Source organism: Micromonospora orduensis, from assembly GCF_006228125.1.
GTDB classification, from domain to species: domain Bacteria; phylum Actinomycetota; class Actinomycetes; order Mycobacteriales; family Micromonosporaceae; genus Micromonospora; species Micromonospora orduensis.
The window spans coordinates 1-22,455 of record NZ_VDFY01000181.1 but is presented as its reverse complement, the minus strand read 5'-3'; the positions used below and the strand labels follow the sequence as shown (position 1 = coordinate 22,455).

Below are 22,455 nucleotides of genomic sequence, written 5' to 3'. Positions count from 1 at the left end.
CCGCCGTAGGCTGGGGGACGTGACAGTACGTGTGCGCTTCGCCCCCTCCCCGACCGGTATGTTCCACGTCGGCGGCGCCCGCTCGGCGCTGCAGAACTGGATCTACGCCAAGCAGCAGGGCGGCGTGTTCGTGCTGCGCATCGAGGACACCGACGCGGCGCGCAACAAGCCCGAATGGACCGAGGGCATCCTCTCCGCGCTGGACTGGATCGGCATCTCCCGGGGCAGCTACGAGGGGCCGTACTTCCAGTCGGAGAACGCCGGCGAGCACCGCGCCGCCGCCGCCCGGCTCTACGAGTCCGGCCGCGCCTACTACTGTGACTGCACCCGCGAGGACGTCCAGGCGCGCACCGGCTCGCAGTACCAGGGCTACGACGGCTACCACCGCGACCTGGGCCTCGGCCCGGGCGAGGGTCGGGCGCTGCGCTTCCGTACGCCCGACGAGGGCCTGACCGTCGTGGTGGACCTGATCCGCGGCGAGCCCACCTTCGAGAACAAGCTCATCGAGGACTTCGTCATCGCCCGGGGCGACGGCTCGCCGGTCTTCCTGCTGGCAAACGTCGTCGACGACATGACCATGGGGATCACGCATGTGATCCGGGCCGAGGAGCACCTGCCCAACACGCCCAAGCAGCAGCTGCTCTGGGACGCCCTCGGGGTCAAGCCGCCGGTCTGGGCGCACGTGCCGGTGGTGGTCAACGAGAAGCGGCAGAAGCTCTCCAAGCGCCGGGACAAGGTGGCCCTGGAGGCGTACCGCGAGGAGGGCTACCTCTCCGGCGCGATGCGCAACTACCTCATGCTGCTCGGCTGGGCGCCCTCCGGCGACCGGGAGATCGTTCCCTGGTCGGTCATCGAGGAGGAGTTCCGGCTGGAGGAGGTCAACCCCTCACCCGCGTTCTTCGACGAGAAGAAGCTGCGCGCGTTCAACGGTGAGTACATCCGCGCGCTGCCGGTGCCCGAGTTCATCGACGCCTGTCAGCCGTGGCTGACCGGCACCGGCACCATCGCGCCGCCGCCGTGGCAGCCCGAGGAGTACGACGCCGACGCGTTCGCCGCCGTCGCGCCGCTGGCCCAGACCCGGATCGCGGTGCTCAGCGAGATCGTGCCGAACGTCGACTTCCTCTTCCTGGCCTCGCCGCTGATCGACGAGGCGGCCTGGACCAAGACCATGAAGGACGGCTCGGCGGAGCTGCTGGACGAGGCCGTCGCGGCCTTCGAGGCGTTGGAGTCCTGGGACGCCGAGTCGCTGAAGTCGACGCTGGAGGCGGTCGGCACCGCGCGCGGCCTCAAGCTCGGCAAGACGCAGGCGCCGGTCCGGGTCGCGGTCACCGGCCGCACCGTGGGCCTGCCGCTGTTCGAGTCGCTTGAGGTGCTCGGCCGCGAGCGCACCCTGACCCGGATGCGCGCCGCCCGCCTCCGCCTGGTCTGACGGAGCACCGCCGGTTGATCATGTGATGCCCAGCAGTTTCCAGGGACCGATCCTGAGCTGCTGGGCATCACATGATCACTGAGCTCCGCGCCGTCGGCGCACCACGAGGCCGGTCACCAGCGCGGCGAGCAGCACCAGGGCACCGAGCGCCCACAGCCAGCCGCGACCGCCGGAGTCGGACTGCTCCGACGCCGCCGGCACGGTGGACGCCGTCGGGCTGCCCGTGGAGGGGCCGACTGTAGACGCCGAGGGCGAACCGACCGGCGCTCCCGACGGGCCGGCGCCGCCAGCGGCCGACGGTGTCGCGGACGGGTCGGCGGCGGTGCCGGTCGTGAGGGTGAACCGCACCTCACCCTTGACCGGGTGCCCGTCGGCGGAGGCGAGCTGGTAGCCGACGATGTAGAGCCCCGCGGCGGCCGGCTTGAACGGCACCCGTACCCGGCTGCCGTCGAACGTCGGCTGCCCGCCAGCGACCACATTGTCCGGTCCGGTTATTGTGATCTTCGTCGTGGTCGGCGCCGGCCTGGCCAGGAACCGCAGCTCGATCCGGGCGGGTGCCGTCGCCACGCGAGCGCCGTCGCGCGGGTCGCTGCCGGTCAGCTCGTTGTGGGCGGCGGCCGGCGTGGCCGGGGCCATCAACGACACACCGAACGCCACGCCGAAGACCACTGGCACGACCCGTCCCAAACGTGTAACCCTGCCCCCCATGAACCCCTCCGTAAGGGTACGATCCGCCCGCTGATCAAACCGCTCCTCATTAGTCGAGCAGAGATCGCAGATAGTTCCAATTACTGTTCCACAAGCGGCACTTCATCGACGTTCTGCGAGTCTGTAAGGGTGGGCCCGGCCACCAGGTCGGTGTCGTCACCGGCCGACCGGTCCGGACGTCGCGACGAAAGCCATCCATCGAACGGGGCGAGGAGGCGGGATGGTCCGACAGATGAGGCGGTGGGCCACCGTGCTGGCGGGCACGTTGGCGGCGGCGCTGCTGTCGCTCGGCACCGCTGGTCCGGCCGCCGCGGCACCGGCTCCGGCGCCCGCCGGGGTGGACATCTCCGGCGCGGATCTGCCCGAGCCGCTGCGGCTGCGCGCGGACACGCAACCCGACCTCGTGGTCGCGGTCATCGACCAGGTGAACTTCCTCGGCCGCACCGGCGCTCAGACCGGGCCGAAGGCGGCCGCCCTCGGTCCGAAGTACACGGTCGTGGTGCTCGTCGGGGACACGCCGAAGCAGACGTACGACCTCTACCCCGAGGCGGCCGGCGGTCCACGGATCTTCCGCCCGGCGAAGCAGCCGGACGGTCACAAGACCAGCGCCGGCTGGTTCCTCGGCCGGCTCAGCATGTCCGAGACGCTGCGCGCCGCCGGCGTGCCGTTGGAGCGGCAGTTCGACACCGTCAGCGGTGGTGTGGGCGGCGGCGAGCGGGTGCTCCCGGAGGACACTCTCGATCCGGCCAAGGACCTCGACGAGGCGCTCGGCGAGTTGCAGCACCTGCTGCTGCTCAACGTCGCGGTGATGCTGACCATCACGGTCGGCCTCGCCGGGATCGCGCTGCTGATCCGCCGCCGCACCCGATGAGCTGAGCCGACCGGCGGGTCAGACCACGCCAGCCGCCGGGCGGCCCCGGGTCAGCACCAGCGGCGCGGCGGGCGCTCGCGGCGGGTGGCCCGCTGACGGGGCCGGACCGGACCGTGCCGGTGGGCCCCGGCCCACCCGGGACGTTCACTGAGGCAACCAGGCGGGACGTCCGACTCCGACTCGGCGAGGGCCGCGGGCTCGGCGGAGCGCTGACGCGGGAGCATGGCCTCGTCGTCGGGGCGGCCGGGGAGCGGCTCGACCGGGTGCGACGGCGTACCGCCCACCGGTCGGCGGTGCTTGGCGGCCGACTGAGGGTCATGGTGCCCCGGCCGGCAGGGCTCGCCCTGGGCGCAGCCGTGTTCGGCCTCCCCGTGCGCCATCCCGGTCTCCTCACGCTCACACTCACCCGCGGGTGCTCCCCCGTGCCCTGCCACCGTACTGGCCGGGACCGACGGGCCTGCACGGCGTACCCCGGGGTCAGTGCTTCGGGCGGCGCGGGAAGATCGTCTCCCAGACCGGGAAGGCGACCAGCCAGATCACGATGGCGACGGTGAGCTTGTGGATCCAGCCCACCAGCTCGCGGGTGCGGTCCGCGTCGTCCACCCAGAGGATCGCGGCGCCGAGCAGGCCGCACGCGACGGCCCAGCCGAGCAGCGCCTTGGCCCACTCCCGCCACTCGTACCGGGTACGCGCCCAGCCGTATCGGGGTGGCCGGACCGGCGGCGGTCCACCGGCGAACCGGTGGGCGAAGCGCTGGTCCGCCCAGCGCACCATCGAGTGCCCGAAGGCCACCGAGAAGCCGAGGTAGGCGGCGGCGAGACCGTGGCTGACGCCAGCGGTCGCGCCTCGGCGCAGGTCCAGCACCGACGCGGCGAGCAGCGCCAGGTCCACAAGCGGTACGCAGACCAGCAGCGCCGCCCCGAGCCGGGGCCGCCGCAGCGGATAGCGGGCCACCAGTCCGGCGGCGAGCACCACCCAGAACGCGATCTCGCAGCCGATGATCACAGCGACCAGCACGTCGACCTCCCCCGTCTCACCACAAGCGTCGCCGATCAGGAAGGCGTCGGCCTCGACGTGGAAGAGGAGATCCGGGTCCACCCTTCGACGGACCCGCCGATCGGGCGCGGTGGCCGGCGCGGGGTGCGCGTACCCCTTTCGGCGCATGCCGGGGCCGGCAGGGTCCTCCCCCGGTCGGAGCCCGCGGGGCGACGGCTGTGGTGGGATCGGAGCATGCGACTGCCATCGTGGCTCGGCTCCGGCACACCCGGCCGGGACCTCACGCTGGCCGGCGCGTCGCTGGGCGGTGGCCTGGTGCTGTACGGCCTGGGCATGCAACCGCAGATCAATCCGCACCCGGACGTACCGCCCGCCCTCTTCCTGGCGCCCCTGCTGGCGGTGTGCGTCGCCGTCGGCCTCCGTCGGGCCGCACCGCGCACCAGCCTGGCCGTGGGGACGGCGGCGCTCGTGGTGGACACGGCGTTGGGCAACTCGCTGGGCACCGTCGTGGTCTACACGCAGGTGCTCTACGACGCCTGCGTGTACGGCCCGCCCCGGCTGTGGCGGTGGCTGCTGCGGATCACCGTGGCGCTGAGCCTGATCGGTGTCGCGGCCGGCGTGCTGGGGTTCGGCCAGTGGCGCGGTGCGGCGGTCGGGGTTCCGGTGGTGCTCGCGGGACTGCTACCGGTGCTGACCGGGATCAGCGTGCGGCAGTACCGCGACCAGGCGGTCGCCGAGCGGGCCCGGGCCGAGCAGACCGCCCGACTGGTCGAGCTGGACCGCCGGCAGGCGGTCAGCGCCGAACGGGCCCGGATGGCGCGGGAGCTGCACGACGTGGTGGCCAACCACCTGAGCGCGGTGGCCATCCACGCGACAGCCGCGCTGTCGGTGCGCGGGTTGGATCGCGGCCAGGTCGAGTCGGCGTTGCGGGTGATCCGGGAGAGCAGCGTGCAGGGCCTGGCGGAGATGCGGCAGATGATCGAGGTGCTGCGTGATCCGGTAACCGGCGGCACGCCACCGGACGACGCGCCGGCCGAGACGGTCACCGCGCGGCTCGCCGAGACGGACCGGTTGGTCGAGGGCATCCGGGCCGCCGGGCTCGCGGTGCGGGTCCGTACCGACGGCACGCCGGGCCCGCTGCCGGTGGGGGTGGACCTGGCCGCGTACCGGATCGTGCAGGAGTCGCTGACCAACGCGCTCAAGCACGGCGCCGGCGACGCGGAGCTGACAATCGCGTACCGGCCGGCGGAGGTGGTGGTGACGGTGGAGAACCCGGTGCGCCGAGGCGGGGCCGGGCTGCCCGGCGCCGGAGCCGGGCTGATCGGGATGCGGGAACGCGCCACGCTGCTCGCCGGGCGGTTCAGCGCCGGGCCGCGGGACGGCCGCTGGCAGGTCCGGGCGTCGCTGCCCACCGGGGCCGACCGGTGAGCGGGCCGGCCGACGTCGAGACGGCGGTCCGGGTGGTGCTGGCGGACGACCAGCCGGCGGTCCGCGCCGGGCTGACGCTCATCCTGGCCGGCGCTCCCGGCGTCGAGGTGGTCGGCGAGGCCGGCGACGGCGACGAGGCGGTCGGGCTGTGCCGGGAGCTGCGCCCGGACGTGGCGGTGCTCGACATCCGGATGCCGCGCCGGGACGGGATCTCCGCGACCCGCGCCATCGTCGCCGAAGGGCTCGCCGACGTGCTGGTGCTCACCACCTTCGACCTGGACGAGTACGTCTTCGGCGCGCTGCGCGCCGGAGCGGCCGGTTTCCTGCTCAAGCACACCGACGCCGCCGGACTGGTCGAGGCGGTGCGGACGGTGGCGCGCGGGGACGGGTTCATCGCGCCCGCCGTGACCCGCCGGCTGATCGCGGCCTTCGCGTCGACCGCGCCGGGCGCGTCGACGGCCACCCACGCCGCGCTCGGCACGCTCACCCCACGGGAACGGGACGTCCTGGCCTGCCTGGGGCTGGGACTGTCCAACCAGCAGATCGCCGAGCGGCTGGCGATGGCGGAGAGCACCACCAAGACACACGTGAGCCGGATCCTGGCGAAGTTGGACCTGCGCAGCCGGGTGCAGGCCGCGATCCTGGCCCAGGAGGTGGGGCTGCCCGCGCCGCCGTGACCGCGCCCACCCCGGCCCGACCGGAAGATCCAGGTCAGCGCGTGTCAGGCTAGGCCCGTGGGTACGCCGGGCGGTGGAGAGCTGACGGCCACGCTGCGCCGCATCGAGCGCGCGGCGGGGGCCCTCGCCACCGCGAGCGTGGCCCGGATGGACGACACCCTGCCCTGGTTCCGCGCCCTGCCGGCCGACCAGCGGTCCTGGGTGATGCTTGTGGCTCAGGCGGGCGCCCGGTCGCTGGTGCAGTGGCTGCGGGACGGCGGCGGCACGGCGGACAGCACCCAGGAGGTCTCCGACGAGGTCTTCGCCGCCGCCCCGCAGGCGCTGGCCCGGTCGATCACCCTCCAGCAGACCGTTGCGTTGATCAAGGTGACCATCGACGTGGTCGAGGAGCAGGTGTCGCACCTGGCCGCCGAGGGCGAGGAGCAGCAACTGCGCGAGGCGGTGCTGCGCTTCTCCCGGGAGATCGCGTTCGCCGCCGCCCGGGTGTACGCGCGGGCCGCCGAGTCGCGCGGCGCGTGGGACGCCCGGTTGCAGGCCCTGCTGGTCGACGCGCTGCTGCGGGGCGACTCGCCGGACGTGCTGGCCAGCCGGGCCGCCGCGCTGGGCTGGGCGGACGCGCCACCGGTCGCCGTGGCGGTCGGTCGTTCCCCCGGCGGGGAGGTCTCCGCCGTGCTGCACGTGGTCTACCGCCAGGCCCGCCGGATCGGCGTGGAGGTGATCGGCGGGGTGCACGGCGACCGGCTGGTGATCGTGCTGGGCGGTGCGGCGGACCCGTTGACGGCGACGGCCAACCTGCTGGAGGCGTTCGGGGACGGTCCGGTGGTGGTCGGTCCGGCCGTACCGAGCCTGGACGAGGCGACGGAGTCGGCGCGGGCCGCGCTGTCCGGCTTCCGGGCGGCGCCCGCGTGGCCGACGGCCCCCCGACCGGTGCCGGCAGCCGACCTGCTGCCCGAGCGGGCCCTCGCCGGCGACGCGGAGGCCCGCCGCCGGCTGCGGCACGACGTGTACGCGACGCTGGTGCGCGCCGGAGGCGAACTGCTGGGCACCCTGGACGCGTTCCTGGCGGCCGGTGGCACGCTGGAGAGCGCCGCGCGGGCGCTGTTCGTGCACCCGAACACGGTGCGGTACCGGCTGCGCCGGATCGCCGAGGTGACGGGATTCTCGCCGCTGTCGCCCCGGGACGCGTTCGCGCTCCAGGTGGCCCTGACCGTCGGCCGGCTGGATCCGGTCCCGGTGACCTCGTCGGTCCCGACTCAGACAATGACCCCGACCACCCGGAAAACCGCCCAAACCGATGATGATCACCGACGATCTTTGTAGGAAACCTCCAAGCGTTCTAGTGCGGTTTGGTCGGGGCCGGCACCGCGTCGGCGGCGCTTATCCGGGAGAGTCATAGTCGTGCTCGCCGTACTTAGTCCTGGCCAGGGTTCCCAGAAACCCGGCTTCCTGACCCCCTGGCTCGACCTGACCGGCACCGAGGCGCGCCTGCGCTCGTGGTCCGCGCTGGCCGGGGTCGACCTGACGCACCTGGGCACCACCGCCGACGCGGACGAGATCAAGGACACCGCCCGCACCCAGCCGCTGCTCGTCGCCGCCGCGCTGCTCGCCGCCGAGCACCTGCCGCTGCAGAACGTGACGCTCACCGCCGGCCACAGCGTCGGCGAGCTGGGCGCGGCGGCGCTGGCCGGAGTCCTGACCGCCGACGCCGCGATCACCCTCGCCGGCGTACGCGGCCGGGAGATGGCCGCGGCGTGCGCGCTGGAGCCGACCGGCATGGCGGCCGTTCTCGGTGGGGACCCCGAGGAGGTGCTCGCCGCCATCGCGGCGCACGCACTGCACGCCGCCAACCGCAACGGGGCCGGCCAGATCGTCGCCGCCGGCTCGGTCGACGGGCTGGACAAGCTCGCCGCCGAACCGCCGGCGAAGGCCCGGGTCATCCGGCTCCAGGTGGCCGGCGCGTTCCACACCCCGTACATGGCGCCGGCCGAGACCGCGCTGGCCGCTGTCGCCGCCGGGATCACGCCCGCCGACCCGCAGCGGATCCTGCTGTCCAACCTCGACGGCACCGCCGTCGAGGACGGCCAGGAGATGGTGCGGCGCCTGGTCCGCCAGGTCACCGCCCCGGTCCGGTGGGACCTGTGCATGCGCGCGCTGGCCGACCTCGGGGTGACCGGCGTGATCGAGCTGCCCCCGGCGGGCACGCTCGCCGGGCTGGTCAAGCGCGAGCTGAAGGGCGACGGCGCCCCGGAGATCGTCACCCTGAACACCCCGGACGACCTGCCCGCCGCCCGCGACCTCATCGCCCGACACGGCACGCCCGGCCAACCGCCCGCCCCCACCGGAGGTCTCTCATGACTGGCAGTCGCATCGTCTCGATGGGGCACTACCAGCCCTCGCGGGTGGTGACCAACGACGACATCGCCCAGCTCGTCGACACCAACGACGAGTGGATCCGGGACCGGGTCGGCATCGTCAGCCGGCGGATCGCCGACAGCGAGACGGTCGCCGACATGGCCACCGCCGCCGCCGGCAAGGCGCTCGCCAACTCCGGCCTGAGCCCCGCCGACATCGACCTGGTCGTGGTCGCCACCTGCTCCTCGATCGACCGCAGCCCCAACGTGGCCTGCCGGGTCGCCGCGAAGCTGGGCATCACCGCGCCGGGCGCGTTCGACGTCAACACCGCCTGCTCGGGCTTCGCGTACGCACTGGGCATCGTCGACCACGCCATCCGGGCCGGCGCGTCGCGCAACGCGATAGTCATCGGCGCGGAGAAGCTCTCCGACTTCACCGACTGGACCGACCGCTCCACCTGCATCATCTTCGCCGACGGCGCCGGCGCCGCAGTGGTGACCGCGAGTGCCGAGGACGAGCCGGCCGGCATCGGCCCGGTGGTCTGGGGTTCGGTGCCGGAGAAGAGCGACGCGGTCCGCATCGAGGGCTGGCGCCCGTACATCCAGCAGGAGGGGCAGGCGGTGTTCCGCTGGGCCACCACCGCGCTGGCGCCGCTGGCCCTGCAGGCGTGCGAGCGCGCCGGGGTCGCCCCGTCGGAGCTTGCCGCGTTCGTGCCGCACCAGGCCAACTCCCGGATCATCGACGGCATCGCCAAGCGGCTCAACATCCCCGACGCGATCATCGCCAAGGACATCGTCGAGTCGGGCAACACCTCGGCGGCGAGCGTCCCGCTGGCCCTGTCCAAGCTGGTCGAGCGGCGGGAGGTGCCCTCGGGCGCACCGGTGCTGCTGTTCGGCTTCGGCGGCGGTCTGACCTACGCCGGTCAGGTCGTCCGCTGTCCCTGAGATCCCCTCGGGCGCGTACGCGCCCAGGAGTGGCGGCCGGCGACGCCGACCGTCGGACAACCCCCGATGAAAGGAACCAACCGCAATGACCCGTGACGAGATCACCAGCGGCCTCGCCGAGATCCTCGAAGAGGTTGCCGGGGTGAACCCGGACGACGTGGCCGAGGGGAAGTCCTTCACCGACGACCTCGATGTCGACTCGCTGTCCATGGTCGAGGTCGTCGTGGCCGCCGAGGAGAAGTTCGGCGTCAAGATCCCGGACAACGAGGTGCAGAACCTGAAGACCGTCGGGGACGCCGTCAGCTACATCGAGGCGCAGTCCTGATCATGAGTCGTCCTGACGTCGTCGTCACCGGGCTCGGCGCGACGACCCCGCTTGGCGGGGACGTCGCGTCGACCTGGGACGCCATGCTCGCCGGCCGCTCCGGGGTGAGTGCGCTCACCCAGGAGTGGGCCGAGCAACTGCCGGTCCGGATCGCCGCCCAGCTGGCCGTGGAGCCGTCCGAGGTGCTGGACCGGGTCCGACTGCGCCGGCTCGACCGTTCCGAGGCGATCGCGCTCATCGCGGCCCAGCAGGCCTGGGCGGATGCCGGCCTGACCGACTCCGGCATCGACTCCGAGCGCCTGGCGGTAAGCGTCGGCTCCGGTATCGGCGGTGCCACCACCCTGCTCGCCCAGGACGACATCCTGGAGGCGTCCGGGCCGCGGCGGGTCTCCCCGCACACCATCCCGATGCTCATGCCGAACGGCCCGGCCGCGTGGGTCGGGCTGGAGCTGGGCGCCAAGGCCGGCGTACACACGGTGGCCAGCGCCTGCGCGACAGGCGCCGAGGCGATCGCGCTCGGTCTGGACATCATCCGCGCCGGCCGCGCCGACGTGGTGGTGGCCGGCGGCACCGAAGCGGTCATCCACCCGCTGCCGATCGCCGGGTTCAGCTCGATGCGGGCCATGTCGACCCGCAACGACGAACCGGAGCGCGCCTCCCGCCCGTGGGACACCGGCCGCGACGGCTTCGTCCTCGGCGAGGGCGCGGGCGTGGTGGTGCTGGAGCGGGCCGACCACGCCGCCGCCCGAGGCGCCCGGGTGTACGCGCGTCTGGCCGGCGCCGGCATCACGTCCGACGCGTACGACATCGTGCAGCCGCACGCCGAGGGTGAGGGCGCCATCCGGGCCATCGCCAAGGCGATCGCGGACGCGGACGTGGCCAAGCGGGACATCGTGCACGTCAACGCGCACGCCACCTCGACCCCGGTCGGTGACATGCTGGAGATCGGCGCGCTGCACAAGGCGCTCGGCGATCACCCGGTGCTCGCCGCCACCAAGTCGATGACCGGTCACCTGCTCGGTGCGGCTGGCGCGCTGGAGTCGATCGCCACCATCCTGGCCATCCGCGACGGCGTCGTCCCCCCGACGATCAACCTGGACGACCCGGAGCCCGGCCTCACCCTTGAGGTGGCCGCGCACAAGGCCCGGCACATGGAGATCCCCGCCGCGCTGAACAACGCGTTCGGCTTCGGCGGGCACAACGTGGCGCTCGTGTTCACGCGTCCCTGAGCCTGCCCCGCAGCGGGCCTCCTTTGCACCGGAGGGGGCCCGCTGCGCGTTCTCACCCCCGGTTGCGGGGGTGTTGCCGCGCGGCGCGCTCGTTGCCCCGGCGGTAGTTGCCCGTCCAGCGGGCCATCACCAACTGCGGGTCGTCGTCGACCTCGGCGAGGAACTGCGCCGCCCGGGCGCCGCGCAGCGTGCCGGCCACCCGCCCGTGATGGGTTATCACCACCGTGCCGTCCGCCCGGTGCACGAACCGGAATCCCTCTGCCACGCCCATCCGCGAAGGCTGTCAGACCGAGCCGGGGCGGGGCGACCCGATTTCCCCGACGGCGGTGCGACACAAGCCCGATTGACGTCGCGGTGCCGTACCGCTTTGATGGGCCGACTGAAGATCGACTCACGGGGGACTCGCCGCCATGGACACTCGTACCCGCGCCGCCGCGCTGGGCGCCCTCACCCTCTGCCTGCTGGCCGGCTGCGGCGAGGAGTCCGGCGCTCCCGCCGGGCGGACGACCGGGCAGCCGGCCCCGCAGGCCACCGGCGAGCCCTGGTACGACGAGGTGGCCCCGGCCCCGTCCAGCGGCACCGCCGGCGGTACCGGCTCGCCCTGCCCGATACCGGTCTCGTTTCCGCTTGCCGACGGGTGGACGGCGGAGGCGGTCGAGGTCCCCGAGGGCGAGTTGGCCGAGCTGATCGGTGAGGCGCTCACCAGACAGGGCGGCACCACCGCCCGCTGCGAGGTGGACGGGCGACGTGCCGGCGGCGGATTCCTGCGGATCTGGACGGCGGACTCGCCGGCGCTCGCGCCGCGCGCCGTGCTGGAGGGGTTCGCCGCAGGCACCGACGACACCGTCAGCGGCCAGCAGTTCCGCGACGTCCGGGCCGGCGCCTTCGACGCCACCGAGACCACCTGGCTGACCACCAGCGAGCTGACCGGGGAGACGTCGCGAGCCTGGGCGCTGGCCGTCCAGTCGACGGGGCAGACCCTGGTCTTCACCGTCAACGAGGGCCTCGTCACCGAACGGGGCGACGTGCTGCCGGCGTACCGGCTCGCGGTGCGGGGCCTCGCGACCCCGAAGTGAGATCCCGGGTCAGTCGCTGACGCACGTGGTGGCGGGCAGGCCGGGCACCGCCACCGGCGAGCGCCCGCCGGGTCGGGCCTTGCCGGCCAGCACCGCGGCCAGTGCGGTCATCGACGCCCGGGTGGAGGAGTACGTGGCCAGCAGTGTCGGCGACTTCGCCTTGGCCAGCACGTACGGGGTGTCCATGGCGACAGTGACGGCGGCGTCGGCGCGCAGGTCACCGTCACCGTCGCCATAGCCCACCAAATGGACCACCGTGCCGCCGCTGGGCTTGACCGACACGCCGGCCGCGGTCAGCGCGGAGGTGAGGGCCGCCCGGGTGCCGTCCCGGCCGTCCGACGAGGTGACGGTCACCGGTCCGCGTACCGCGCCACCGCAGGCGCCGCGCAGCACGGTGACGGCGCCGGCGGCCAGCGCCTCCGCGGCCGACCGGTGCGCCGGGGTGTTGAGCGTGGACATCGGCGCGGTCGGCAGCCCGCCGAGCCGGAACTTCATGGTGAGCACCCGGGTGACCGCCTCGACGAGCCGGGCCCGGGGCAGCGACCCGCCGCGCAGCGCGGCGAGCAGCCCGTCGTACGCCTGGCCGACGTTCGGGGTCATCAGGATGAGGTCGTTGCCGGCGTTCAACGCGCGGACGGCGGCCTCTCCGGGCGCCCAGCGCTTCGCCGGCGCCATGTTCATCCCGTCGGTGATCACCACGCCCTGGAATCCGAGCTGGCCGCGCAGCACGTCGGTGAGCAGCTTGTGCGAGAAGGTCGCCGGGGTCCCCGGGTCGATGGCCCGCGCGTCCAGGTGCCCGGACATGACGGCCATCGCTCCCGCGTCGATGCCGGCGGTGAACGGCGGCCAGGCGCCGCTCTTCAGCGTGGCCGCGGACTGGGTGAGCACCGGCAGGTCCTGGTGCGAGTCGTCGGCGCTGTGGCCGTGCCCCGGGAAGTGCTTGAGGGTGGCCGCGACGCCACCGGACTGGAGGCCTCGGACGGCGCCGCCGACCTGCGCGGCGGCCCGCTTCGGGTCCGCCCCGTACGACCGGGAGCCGATCACGGTGCTGCGGGTGGCCAGCACGTCGGCGACCGGGGCGAAGTCGACGTTGATCCCCATGGCGGCCAGTTCGGTGCCGGCGGCCCGCCACGCGGCCTCGGTGAGCTTCGGGTCGCCTGCCGCGCCGGCCGCGAGGGCGCTGGGCAGCACGGTGACGCCGTCGCTGATGCGGGTGACCACGCCGAACTCCTGGTCGGTGCCGACCAGGAAGGGCGCCGGGCCGGTGGCGAGCCGGGCGGCGGCGGCGCGCAGTCCCATGGTCAGCTCGTGCACCTGCTTCGGGTTGTCGACGTTTGTGGTCTCCTGGTTGCCCTTGGTCGGGTCGTCCGCGCTGAACCCGACCAGGATCAGCCCACCCAACCGGTACTTGGTGATCATCTGGGCGGGGGTGTCGACACCGGCGAGGGCCTGGTTGCCGGCCGCCGAGCCGGGTGAGACCTTCGTCGCCGAGTCGCCGTACGCGTACGGCATCAGCACCTGGCCGACGAGGTCCTCGTCGGAGAGCGTGGCGACCAGAGCGGCGGCACGGGCGGCGGGGTCGGCGGGCGGCGTCGTGGCGGGGGCGCTGGGGCCGGCGGACGTGCCGGTCGGGCCGGGCGTCGGCTCGGGGCCCTTCGGCGTCCCCGAGCAGCCGGAGACGAGCAGGGCGGTCAGGGCGGCGACGGCGACGCTGGCGCGTAGCGGGCGAATCGGCACGCCGACCATCCCACCAGTTCCCCCTTATCGGGGCAACTTGACCTTACCGGTCGGCGTGGTCGCCGCCCGGTGAGCACCAGGGTGACCGCCTGGTCAGCCGACCCTGGTGAGCAAGGTCACCGGCGCACCGTCCCCGGCGTACCGGTAGGGCTCCAGGTCGGTGTCCCACGCGGTGCCGAGCGCCTTGTCCAGAGCGTGCGCCAACGCCTCCGGGGCACGGGAGCCGGCCATCAGGGCCCGCAGCCGGTCCTCGCCGAGCTGGATGTCACCGGCCGCGCCGACGGTGGCCCGGAACAGACCACGGGCCGGCACGTACATGAATCGTTCACCATCGGCGCCGGCGCTCGGCTCCTCGGTGACCTCGAAACGGATCATGGGCCACTGCCGTAGGGCAGCAGCCAGCTCGGCGCCCGTCCCCGGACGACCGGTCCACCCGCATTCGGCCCGGCGGGCGCCGGTATCGACGGGTTGAGCCGTCCACTGCAGGTTGACCGGCGCGGCTAGGACGCGCGCGATCGCCCACTCGACGTGCGAGCACACGGCGAGCGGGGTCGAGTGGACGTATACGACGCCACGCGTTGGCACGGTGACCTCCCGGAGAGCGAGGTGCGTCTTCCCCTACGACCTCGTCCACCCGAGTGGTTGCTGCAACACATGATGACTCGTGTGACGGATGGTGCGCCAGGGAATCGGAAAAAACGCCGGGTGGAATAGCCGGACGGGTGGTCTCCGTTGCCTCTCAGGACACCGCGACGACCAGCCTGATGTCGTGGTCATGTACAGTTCCACCGGCGGCTTATGCCGCGTTACACCCTCGCGGGCCGAGTCAGTGTGGTCCGCACACAGCCCCCGGACGTCCAGTCCTCCCGTACGTCTTGCAAGGAGTACCTCCGTGGCGAGCAACACCTCTAAGACCGCGCGCGCGTCCGTCCGGGCCGGCCAGGCTGGCCAGGGTGGCGCCCTCAGCGTGCTGGGCGAGTTCAAGTACCTCATCCCGCTCAACGGCGGCAAGCACGCCTACGTGCGGAACCTGACCAACGGCAAGACCGCGCACCTGCGCACCGACTCCGACGCCTTCGTCGAGGAGATCCGGGTGCTGGCCGCCGCCGGCCACGCCGCCAAGATCCGGGCGGAGATCAACAACCTGGCCACCACCTACCCGAACGACGGCTGGGAGGCCACCGAGAAGCGCCTGGTCGCGGCCGGCGTCTTCGAGGGCTGACCTCTCCCCACCACAGCACCGCCGAACCGCCCGCCGGGATGTCCCGGCGGGCGGTTTCGCGTCCACGACCCGCAGGTACGCCGCGCTCGGGCCATCCAGCACGTGGGGGCGCGCGCGGCACCCCGGCCCCGGAGCGGGCCGCGCTGGAGCCGAGCGGGGTCAGGCCGGGGCCGGAGTCAGGCCGGGTCGATCAGGGCCACCTCGCCGGTGGCCAGGTCGTAGAGGCCACCAACCACGGCCACCCGCCCCGCGCCGACCGGCCCGGCCAGCAGGTCGTCGACCCGTAGGGCGTCAGCCGTGCGGCGGACGTGCCGGCGGATCGCCAGCGCGAGCACCGCCGGGTCGTCCAACCCCACCTCCAGCACCGCCGGGGCGATCTCGTCGACCAGGTGGGCCAGCGAACCTCCGGGGCGCTCACCGCCGCGCAGCGCGTCCACCGTGGCGCCCACCGCGCCGCACCGCTCGTGGCCGAGCACCATCACCAGAGGTACGCCGAGCTGGCCGACCACGTACTCGATGGAGCCGCACACCGCGCGGTCGAGCACGTGGCCGCCGGTGCGGATCACGCAGATCGCGCCGAAGGTCTGGTCGAAGATCGCCTCCAGCGGGACCCGCGAGTCGATGCAGCCGAGCACCACGGCGTACGGCTGCTGATCGCCGGAGGCGGTCGCCGCTGCGGCCGTCACGTCGTGTCCGTGGATCGGTCGGCCGCTGACGAACCGCCGGTTGCCGCTGAGCAGGTCGGCCAGCGCGGCGCGGGGCGTGCCACCGGCCAGCCGCTCCGGCTCCGGCGTCGCGCCCAAGGGCGCTCCCGACGACCCCATGCCGTTCAGCTTGGCCCGCCGTGCACGGTTCGCGGGCGGGGTCGGGAATGTTCGTCACGGCGCGATTGACGTGGTCTGATGGCGGGTAGCCGGTGTTACCGCCGGGTATCCCGGTGCTGATGGTGCCGGGCGGCCCTGGGGAGGTGGCGATGCCGGAGCGTTTCGAGGTCGGTATGCCCGACGGTGTGCGGCTGCACGTCGAGGCGACGGGACCGGCAGACGCTGAGGTCACGGCCGTTCTGCTGCACGGCTGGACTCTGGACGGGCGTGCCTGGCACCGGCAGGTCGAGGCGCTCACCGCGGCAGCGGGCGGCGGGGCGGTGCGGGTGGTCACCTACGACGCGCGGGGGCACGGGCGGTCCAGCTGCATGGCGCTGCCGACCGCCACCCTGGCACAGCTCGGCGACGACCTGGCAGCCGTGCTCGACACCGTGGCGCCGACCGGGCGGGCCGTCCTGGTCGGGCACTCGATGGGCGGCATGACGATCATGGAGTACGCGCACCGCCATCCCGCGCACTTCGCCGCCCGTACGGCCGGGCTGGTCTTCGTCTCGACCACCGCCGAGGGGCACACGCACACGGTGTACGGCCTCTCGCCCCGCATCGCCCGGCTGATCCGGCTCGCCGAGACCACCGGCGCCGGGGTGCTGGCCCGGTGCGGGTCCTGGCGGGCGCCCCGGGCGCTGCTGCGCGCGCTGCAACCGAGCATCCGGTGGATGCTCTTCGGCGACCGGTGCGAACCGGCCGACATCCGGCTGGTGACCTCGGCGGTCGCCCGCGCCTCGCTGCGCTCGATCGGTGGTTTCCGCGCCTCCATCGGCGCCCAGCACCGGCTGGACACCCTCGCCGCGCTGGCCCACCTCCCGGCCGCCGCGCTCGTCGGCGACCGCGACCGGCTGACCCCGCCCCCGTGTGCCGAGTCGATCGCCGCGGCGCTGCCGGCCACCGAGCTGACCGTCTGCCCAGGCGCCGGGCACATGCTGATGATGGAACGCCCGGACGAGGTGAACTCCGCGTTGACAGGTGTCCTGCGTCGCGTACTCGCCGGGACGCCGGTGGGCGGCGCGACTTCCGCCGGCACGGGCGCCTGAGCGCACGTTCGCGCACCTCGGGCGCGGCGGGCCGGGCTCGGGGCCGTACCCTTCTGCGGTTGGCCCGCGCGGTTCGCGCCGTCTGCCGGCGACATCGAAGGAGCGTGCGTTGACCGACCAGACCGCCCTGGAGCAGGAGATAGCCGTAGAGCAACGGCACCTCGACCGGGTGTACGCCCGGCTGGCCGAGCTGCGCCGGTCGGCGGTTCGCGCCGAGCGGGACGGCTACCGGATGGCGCGGGTGGGCACGTTCGGCGCGCTCGTCGAACGCGACGCGATGGTCTTCCACGCCGCACAGCGGCGGCACACCCTCGACGCCGAGCACGAGGGGCTGGTCTTCGGCCGGCTGGACCTGCGGGAACGGCAGACGCTGCACGTCGGGCGGCTCGGCATCCGCGACGAGGACGCCAGCACGCTCGTCGTCGACTGGCGGGCGCCGGCCGCCGCCGCCTTCTACCAGGCCACCCCGAACCAGCCGCTGGGTGTGGTGCGTCGCCGCACCATCCAGTCGCGTGGTGAACGGGTCACCCGTATCGAGGACGACCTGCTGGACCCGACCGCCGCCCCGGAGGGGATGACGGTGGTCGGTGACGGCGCACTGCTGGCCACCCTGTCGCGGGCCACCGGCCGGGGCATGCGCGACATCGTGGCGACGATCCAGCGGGAGCAGGACGAGGCGATCCGCTCGCCCGGTTCCGGTGTGACGATCGTCGCCGGTGGTCCGGGGACCGGCAAGACGGCGGTCGCCCTGCACCGGGCCGCCTTCCTGCTGTACTCCGACCGCAGCCGGTACGCCGGCGGCGGCATCCTGGTGGTCGGCCCGTCGTCGGTCTTCGTCGAGTACATCGCCTCGGTGCTGCCGTCGCTCGGTGAGGACACCGCGACCCTGCACTCGTTGGGCACCCTCTTCCCGGGTATGACCGCGACCCGCACCGACCCGCCTGAGGTGGCTGCGGTGAAGGGTTCACTGCGGATGCGCCGGGTGTTGGAGCGGGCGGTGCGCGACGCGGTGCCGGGCGGGCCGGGCGAGCTGCGGTTGCTCTACCGGGGTGCGCTGCTGCGGCTGGACCGGGCCGAGTTGGACGCGATCCGGGACCGCGCGCTGCACCGGGGCGCCCGGCGCAACGAGGTACGGCGGGCCGGCTTCGACGGGGTGTTCGCCGCGCTCTGGGCGCAGGCCCGCCGGCTGAACGTGGGCCGGTTGCCGGAGCAGCGGGCCTTCGAGGACGAGATCGCCGAGCGCACGGAGTTCCGGGAGTTCCTCAAGGCCTGGTGGCCGCGACTGCACCCCCGGCACGTGCTCGGCTGGCTGGCCCGACCGGACCGCCTGCGCCGCTACGCGGGTGGGATCCTCTCCGGCGCGGAGATCCGGCTGCTGGGCGCGGCGTACCGGGAGCTGGACTCAACCGGGTTGACCATCGCGGACGTGGCGCTGCTGGACGAGTTGGACGCGCTGCTCGGCAAGCCGGCGCAGCCGGCGCGGGCGCGGCGCGACCCGTTCCAGCTCGCGGGCGGGGTCCGCGAGCTGAGCACCTTCGGCGACCGGCAGCGCGCCGCGCGGGCGGCGGCCCGGGAGCGGCCGGCGGACTACCGGGAGTACGCGCACGTGGTGGTCGACGAGGCGCAGGACGTCTCGCCGATGCAGTGGCGCATGATCGGTCGGCGCGGTCGGTTGGCGTCCTGGACGGTGGTGGGCGATCCGGCGCAGACGGCGTGGACCGGCGACCCGGAGGAGCTGACCCGCGCGCGGGACCAGGCGCTGGGCCGGCGCAAGCGGCACGACTTCACGCTCACCACCAACTACCGCAACTCGTCGGAGATCTTCGCGGTGGCGGCGGCGGAGATCCGCCGGCTCTACCCGGACCTGCCGCTGCCGACGGCCGTGCGGTCCACCGGGGTCGACCCGGTCGAGCTGGTCGTGCCCGCCGCCGGGTTGGAGACGGCCGTCGTGGAGGCGGCCACTGGTCTGCTGGCGGAGGTGGACGGCACGGTCGGCGTGATCACGCCGGTCCCCCGCCGCGACGAGGTCGCCGGCTGGCTCGGCACGCTCGGCGCACCGCGCCTTCAGGTGGTGACCAGCCTGGAGGCCAAGGGCATGGAGTACGACGGGGTGGTGCTGGTCGCCCCGAGCGAGATCCGGGCGGATCCGGGTGCCGGGGTGCGGACGCTCTACGTCGCGCTCTCCCGGGCCACGCAGCGGCTCACCACCGTCGACCCGACCGGCTGATCCGGCCCGGACCAGCACCGTCGGGGCCGGGCGCCGCCGTACAGTTGCACACATAGCGATGTGCGCATACATTTGACCGGGTTCCGACTGGCGACGGAGGGTGGGTTTCGTGGGCGCAGGTCATGACCACCACCACGCGTCGGTCGCCAATGCCGCACACCAGCACCGGGGACGGCTCTGGGCAGCGTTCGGGCTGCTCGCCGCCCTGATGGTGGTCGAGGCGGTGGCGGCCTTCCGCACCGGCTCGCTGGCTCTGCTCTCCGACGCCGGGCACATGTTCACCGACGTGCTCGGCATCGGCATGGCACTCGCCGCGATCACCGCCACCCGCCGGGCGACCGGCGACCCGCAGCACACCTTCGGGCTCTACCGTCTCGAGGTGCTCGCCGCGCTCGCCAACGCCGTCCTGCTCTCCGGTGTCGCGGTCTACGTGGTGATCGAGGCGATCCGCCGGTTCGGTGACCCGCACGAGGTGCTGGCCGGCCCGATGCTCGCGGTCGCCGTGCTCGGTCTGCTCGCGAACGTGGCCGCCTTCGCGCTGCTGCGTGCCGGCGCGCGGGAGAGCATCAACCTCCAGGGGGCGTACCTGGAGGTACTCGGCGACCTCCTCGGCTCGCTCGGCGTGATCGGCGCGGCGCTGCTCATCACGGTCACCGACTGGTGGTGGGCCGACCCACTGGTCGCGGTCGCCATCGGCGTGTTCATCCTGCCGCGCACGTGGCGACTCGGCCGGGCCGCCGTCCGCATCCTGGTGCAGGCCGCCCCGGAGCACCTCCAGGTCACCGCCGTACACGACCGGCTCGCCGCCGTGCCCGGCGTGGTCGAGGTGCACGACCTGCACGTCTGGACGCTCACCTCGGGCATGGAGGTGGCCTCCGCGCACCTGACCATGGCGCCCGGAGCGGAGGTCGGCACGGTGCTCAGCGCCGCGCGCACCGCCCTGCGGGACGACTTCCGGATCGAGCACGCGACGCTCCAGATCGAGCCCGGTGCCGCACCTGGCGCCTGCGGCTCGGTCGAATGGTGACCGCGTTTAGAGAAGTACGCTCGGATTTGTCTGACTTTTTGGTCATGGCGCACGCACCGTCCGTCACATCGGCTGCAAGCGCCCCACCTGCCCCGGTAGGCTCGGTCCCGGCCTCCACCAGGCGGCGCCCTCCCGGCGCCGGTGGCGGCCGCCGCCTAATCGCCCGAGCGGGCGAACCGGGGAACCATGTTCCAGGGGTGCATCCGCGTCAGCGGTAGGGATCTTCCGTCCCGAACCCGTCAGCTAACCCGGTCGGCGGCTGACGGAAGGACATGAGTAGTGGCACCAGCACGACCACCCGCCGCCCGCCTGGCGGCCCTGATCGTCGCGATGCTCGCCCTCGGCGTCGCACTCCCGGCCGGCGCGGCGGCCGCTCCCCCGACCACCCAACGGGCCGCCGCGGCGCCCGACGGCGACGAAGAGGGCGGCACCCCGGCGCTGCGGGCGCAACTGGAAGCCGCCAGCAAGGGGTACCTGGACGCCAAGCGCGCCCTGGACACCTCCGTGCAGCGGCAGCAGCAGCTCGCCACCCAGCTCAAGACCACCGAGGCCGAGCTGGACGCCCGCAGCGGCAAGGTCGGCGAGATCGCCGGCGTCGCCTACCGCACCGGCCGCCTCGGCGCGATGTCGGCGCTGCTCAACAGCAACACCCCGGAAGGCTTCATGGACCGGGCCGCCGCGCTGGACGCGGTCGCCGCCAACGAGGACCGGGTGCTGCGCGACCTGCTCGCCACCAAGGACGAGGCCACCCGCACCCGGGTCGCCCTGGACGGCGAGATCCGCGAGCAGCGCAAGCAGGTCGCGGTGATGGCCAAACGCAAGGAACAGGCCGAACGCGCCCTGACCGTGGCCACCACACCCAAGCCGCAGACCACCGCCGACAGCGGCTCCAACCGGGGCACCTCCAGCGCGAACGCCACGGCCGCGCCGCGCAACTCCGACGGCTCCTGGCCCTCGGAGTCGTGCAGCATCAACGATCCCACCCCGGCCAGCGGCTGCATCACCCCGCGCACCCTGCACGCGCTCAACCAGGCCAAGGCCGCCGGCTTCACCAGGTACGTCTCCTGCCACCGCTCCGGCGGCTCCGGCGAACACCCCAAGGGTCGCGCCTGCGACTTCGCCGCGCAGAAGAACGGCTTCGGCGGTGACGCCACCGGCGGCGACAAGACGTACGGCAACAACCTGGCCGCGTACTTCATCCGCAACGCCGACCGGCTCGCCGTGCTGTACGTGATCTGGTACAGGCAGATCTGGCTGCCCAGCAGCGGGTGGAAGTCGTACAGCGGGGCGGGTGGCGACCCGTCCAGCGACCACACCAACCACGTGCACCTGTCGGTGTACTGACCTCACCCGTGGCCGGCGCCCGAAGCGGGGTGCCGGCCACGGGTACGTCAGCGGGCGTACCCCGGATGTCGCCGACGGTCGGACGACCCGGCGGGGGCCCGGCGGCAGCATCGTTCCCATGCGACTTCCGCCCACGGCCCGCAAGGCGCTGCTCACCCTGCACCTGGTCACCTCCCTCGGCTGGCTCGGCACCGACCTGGTGCTGCTCACCCTCGGCGTGGCGGTCCAGAGCGGCGCCGACCCGGCCGCCGTCTACCCGGTCACCGCGCTGCTCGGCACCGTGCTGTTCGCGCCGCTGAGCGTGCTGGTCTGGCTGATCGGCGTGGCCAGCGCACTGCTCACCCCGTGGGGACTGCTGCGCTACCGCTGGGTACTTGTCAAGCTCGTGATCACCACCGTGATGGTGGGGCTGGTCCTGTTCCTGCTCACGCCGAACCTGCGCCACGCCGGAACGCTGGGCGCCGCACTGCCCGCCCGGGACCGCGCCGACCTGGTGATCGCCCCCGCCGTCTCGACCAGCCTGATGATCATCGCGACGGTGCTCTCCACCTACAAGCCGTGGGGCCGCCACCCCACCCGCGCACCGCAGTCAGCCCGCGCTGGACTTGCTGGTCGCGCTGGTCGCGCTGGTCGTGATCGCGCCGACCGCGCCCGACCCGCCGCCGGACCTGGCGGATCCGCCCCCGCCGGACCCGCCGGACCCGCCGGACCCGCCGGACCCGCCGGACCCGTCGGACCCGCCGGACCGGCCGGCCATGATCGCGCTACATCCAGGAAGTAGTGGCCTCGGCGTCGTGGGATGCCACTCGATTCTGGATCGAGCACGACCTTGCGCCGGCGTGCCCGTCCCTTGCGCAAGATCCGGGCAGGATCAGGGATGTTGCTGCCTTCCGCGCGCCGGAGGCAGCAACATCGGGGAAGGTGCCCGGATCTTGCGCAAGGGACGGG

The 22,455-nt window shown here is 73.5% G+C and carries 23 protein-coding genes and 1 riboswitch; of the genes, 16 read left to right on the top strand and 7 right to left on the bottom strand.

Annotated elements, in window-relative coordinates; translation table 11 throughout:
• Positions 1 to 19: 19 nt before the first annotated feature.
• Positions 20 to 1,429, top strand: a complete 1,410-nt coding sequence (gene gltX, locus FHG89_RS20030) for a glutamate--tRNA ligase (RefSeq protein WP_139585926.1) — start codon at positions 20 to 22, stop codon at positions 1,427 to 1,429.
• A 75-nt stretch (positions 1,430 to 1,504) separates the two neighbouring features.
• Here gltX and FHG89_RS20025 read toward each other — a convergent pair whose 3' ends face one another.
• A complete protein-coding gene (locus tag FHG89_RS20025) occupies positions 1,505 to 2,104 on the bottom strand; it encodes a copper resistance CopC family protein (protein WP_244295644.1) in 600 nt (199 codons plus the stop codon).
• A gap of 253 nt (positions 2,105 to 2,357) precedes the next feature.
• Here FHG89_RS20025 and FHG89_RS20020 point away from each other — a divergent pair, with 253 nt between their 5' ends.
• The gene (locus FHG89_RS20020; RefSeq protein ID WP_139585923.1) at positions 2,358 to 3,008 is read left to right on the top strand and encodes a hypothetical protein; all 651 of its coding nucleotides are present in this window, start codon (positions 2,358 to 2,360) and stop codon (positions 3,006 to 3,008) included.
• 50 nt (positions 3,009 to 3,058) lie between these two features.
• Here FHG89_RS20020 and FHG89_RS34315 read toward each other — a convergent pair whose 3' ends face one another.
• The gene (locus tag FHG89_RS34315; RefSeq protein WP_139585921.1) at positions 3,059 to 3,388 is read right to left on the bottom strand and encodes a hypothetical protein; all 330 of its coding nucleotides are present in this window, start codon (positions 3,386 to 3,388) and stop codon (positions 3,059 to 3,061) included.
• Positions 3,389 to 3,485: 97 nt separating this feature from the next.
• Entirely contained in the window at positions 3,486 to 4,025 is a 540-nt protein-coding gene (locus FHG89_RS20010) for a hypothetical protein (protein ID WP_139585958.1), read from the bottom strand.
• Positions 4,026 to 4,238: 213 nt separating this feature from the next.
• Here FHG89_RS20010 and FHG89_RS20005 point away from each other — a divergent pair, with 213 nt between their 5' ends.
• The 7 genes from FHG89_RS20005 (at position 4,239) to fabF (ending at position 10,959) form a co-directional block, all read left to right on the top strand.
• On the top strand, positions 4,239 to 5,432 hold the full coding sequence (locus tag FHG89_RS20005; protein WP_139585920.1) for a sensor histidine kinase: 1,194 nt from the start codon (positions 4,239 to 4,241) through the stop codon (positions 5,430 to 5,432).
• The gene (locus FHG89_RS20000) at positions 5,429 to 6,109 is read left to right on the top strand and encodes a response regulator (protein ID WP_139585919.1); all 681 of its coding nucleotides are present in this window, start codon (positions 5,429 to 5,431) and stop codon (positions 6,107 to 6,109) included. Before FHG89_RS20005 ends, FHG89_RS20000 begins: the two co-directional genes overlap by 4 nt.
• A gap of 27 nt (positions 6,110 to 6,136) precedes the next feature.
• Complete coding sequence (locus FHG89_RS19995) at positions 6,137 to 7,429, top strand: PucR family transcriptional regulator (protein ID WP_244295646.1); 1,293 nt, start codon at positions 6,137 to 6,139, stop codon at positions 7,427 to 7,429.
• Positions 7,430 to 7,507: 78 nt separating this feature from the next.
• Positions 7,508 to 8,464 (top strand): ACP S-malonyltransferase, encoded by a 957-nt coding sequence (locus FHG89_RS19990; protein WP_139585916.1) that lies wholly within the window; start codon positions 7,508 to 7,510, stop codon positions 8,462 to 8,464.
• Positions 8,461 to 9,405 carry a beta-ketoacyl-ACP synthase III gene (locus tag FHG89_RS19985; RefSeq protein ID WP_139585914.1) on the top strand — a complete coding sequence of 315 codons (945 nt, stop codon included), beginning with the start codon at positions 8,461 to 8,463 and terminating at the stop codon, positions 9,403 to 9,405. Before FHG89_RS19990 ends, FHG89_RS19985 begins: the two co-directional genes overlap by 4 nt.
• A gap of 85 nt (positions 9,406 to 9,490) precedes the next feature.
• Positions 9,491 to 9,730 carry an acyl carrier protein gene (locus tag FHG89_RS19980; protein ID WP_074474691.1) on the top strand — a complete coding sequence of 80 codons (240 nt, stop codon included), beginning with the start codon at positions 9,491 to 9,493 and terminating at the stop codon, positions 9,728 to 9,730.
• Between the two features lie 2 nt (positions 9,731 to 9,732).
• Positions 9,733 to 10,959, top strand: a complete 1,227-nt coding sequence (gene fabF / locus FHG89_RS19975) for a beta-ketoacyl-ACP synthase II (protein WP_139585913.1) — start codon at positions 9,733 to 9,735, stop codon at positions 10,957 to 10,959.
• Between the two features lie 52 nt (positions 10,960 to 11,011).
• Here fabF and FHG89_RS19970 read toward each other — a convergent pair whose 3' ends face one another.
• Positions 11,012 to 11,230: a hypothetical protein gene (locus tag FHG89_RS19970; protein ID WP_139585912.1), complete on the bottom strand. Its 219-nt coding sequence runs from the start codon at positions 11,228 to 11,230 to the stop codon at positions 11,012 to 11,014.
• 139 nt (positions 11,231 to 11,369) lie between these two features.
• Here FHG89_RS19970 and FHG89_RS19965 point away from each other — a divergent pair, with 139 nt between their 5' ends.
• Complete coding sequence (locus FHG89_RS19965) at positions 11,370 to 12,035, top strand: lipoprotein (protein ID WP_139585911.1); 666 nt, start codon at positions 11,370 to 11,372, stop codon at positions 12,033 to 12,035.
• Between the two features lie 9 nt (positions 12,036 to 12,044).
• On the opposite strand, the gene FHG89_RS19960 is transcribed toward FHG89_RS19965, so the two are convergent.
• A complete protein-coding gene (locus FHG89_RS19960; protein WP_139585910.1) occupies positions 12,045 to 13,781 on the bottom strand; it encodes a glycoside hydrolase family 3 protein in 1,737 nt (578 codons plus the stop codon).
• 84 nt (positions 13,782 to 13,865) lie between these two features.
• Positions 13,866 to 14,357, bottom strand: a complete 492-nt coding sequence (locus FHG89_RS19955) for a DUF3145 domain-containing protein (protein ID WP_139585909.1) — start codon at positions 14,355 to 14,357, stop codon at positions 13,866 to 13,868.
• A 307-nt stretch (positions 14,358 to 14,664) separates the two neighbouring features.
• Here FHG89_RS19955 and FHG89_RS19950 point away from each other — a divergent pair, with 307 nt between their 5' ends.
• The gene (locus FHG89_RS19950; RefSeq protein ID WP_139585908.1) at positions 14,665 to 14,994 is read left to right on the top strand and encodes a hypothetical protein; all 330 of its coding nucleotides are present in this window, start codon (positions 14,665 to 14,667) and stop codon (positions 14,992 to 14,994) included.
• A 176-nt stretch (positions 14,995 to 15,170) separates the two neighbouring features.
• On the opposite strand, the gene FHG89_RS19945 is transcribed toward FHG89_RS19950, so the two are convergent.
• Positions 15,171 to 15,797, bottom strand: a complete 627-nt coding sequence (locus FHG89_RS19945; protein ID WP_425280193.1) for a carbonic anhydrase — start codon at positions 15,795 to 15,797, stop codon at positions 15,171 to 15,173.
• Between the two features lie 170 nt (positions 15,798 to 15,967).
• Here FHG89_RS19945 and FHG89_RS19940 point away from each other — a divergent pair, with 170 nt between their 5' ends.
• From FHG89_RS19940 to FHG89_RS33045, 5 genes are all read left to right on the top strand, one after another.
• Positions 15,968 to 16,909, top strand: coding sequence for an alpha/beta fold hydrolase (locus FHG89_RS19940; protein ID WP_139585907.1), 942 nt, complete (start codon positions 15,968 to 15,970; stop codon positions 16,907 to 16,909).
• A 109-nt stretch (positions 16,910 to 17,018) separates the two neighbouring features.
• On the top strand, positions 17,019 to 19,136 hold the full coding sequence (locus FHG89_RS19935; protein ID WP_139585906.1) for a HelD family protein: 2,118 nt from the start codon (positions 17,019 to 17,021) through the stop codon (positions 19,134 to 19,136).
• A 109-nt stretch (positions 19,137 to 19,245) separates the two neighbouring features.
• On the top strand, positions 19,246 to 20,163 hold the full coding sequence (locus tag FHG89_RS19930; protein WP_139585905.1) for a cation diffusion facilitator family transporter: 918 nt from the start codon (positions 19,246 to 19,248) through the stop codon (positions 20,161 to 20,163).
• Between the two features lie 142 nt (positions 20,164 to 20,305).
• Positions 20,306 to 20,437, top strand: a riboswitch (cyclic di-AMP (ydaO/yuaA leader).
• A gap of 5 nt (positions 20,438 to 20,442) precedes the next feature.
• Positions 20,443 to 21,507 (top strand): coiled-coil domain-containing protein, encoded by a 1,065-nt coding sequence (locus tag FHG89_RS19925; RefSeq protein WP_425280192.1) that lies wholly within the window; start codon positions 20,443 to 20,445, stop codon positions 21,505 to 21,507.
• Positions 21,508 to 21,625: 118 nt separating this feature from the next.
• Positions 21,626 to 22,288 carry a hypothetical protein gene (locus FHG89_RS33045; RefSeq protein ID WP_167517475.1) on the top strand — a complete coding sequence of 221 codons (663 nt, stop codon included), beginning with the start codon at positions 21,626 to 21,628 and terminating at the stop codon, positions 22,286 to 22,288.
• Positions 22,289 to 22,455 lie beyond the last annotated feature (167 nt).